The sequence below is a fragment of the Paenibacillus sp. sgz302115 genome (genome assembly GCF_056120445.1).
In genome coordinates this window covers 1-498 of the sequence record NZ_JBVYOK010000066.1, presented here as the reverse complement: position 1 = coordinate 498, position 498 = coordinate 1, and the positions used below count along the sequence as shown (strand labels likewise).

1 pseudogene is annotated in these 498 nt (G+C 58.6%); it reads right to left on the bottom strand.

Annotation, left to right across the window (positions count from 1 at the left end):
• Nucleotides 1–498, bottom strand: a pseudogene (locus AC0LWN_RS32830) (HNH endonuclease); the annotation flags it as partial.

Sequence of the window (498 nt, the reverse complement as noted above, 5' to 3'; positions counted from 1 at the left end):
TTCTTTATTGTATTCGGCCTGCTTGGCGCCAAGCTGCTTATTCATTTCCGGGGCAAGCGTCTTGTTGAGGCCTGCGGTCATCTCTCCTGGAATCGCCAGACCCGGCAGCTTTTTGGCGGTGGGAGTGTTGCCGCCTTGTAGCTCTGCACCAGCCTTCAGCGTAGAGCCATCCGGTTCGGGATAGATATCATTTTCACCAAACGGGTTGTTGATCTGGCCCATCTCCGCTTGCTTTGCTGCGCCTACTTGCTGAGACGCTTCCTGGCTGAAGCCCTCCACTTGGGAAGGATCGGCTTCGCCGGTCATGCTGATGCCGGGTGGCTGGGCTGCGGCGGAACGGATTTCGCTCATGATGGCTTCGGGATTTCCGTCCGGGCCGGAGGAGCCGATGTTCATGCGTTCGAGGTTCCCCGGAGCTGCTGCTCCCCCGGACCGCTCACTCTTATAGCTCTCTGGAGCAGAGTGCTTCAGCGGCACCGGTTTTTTCCGGGCTTGTAT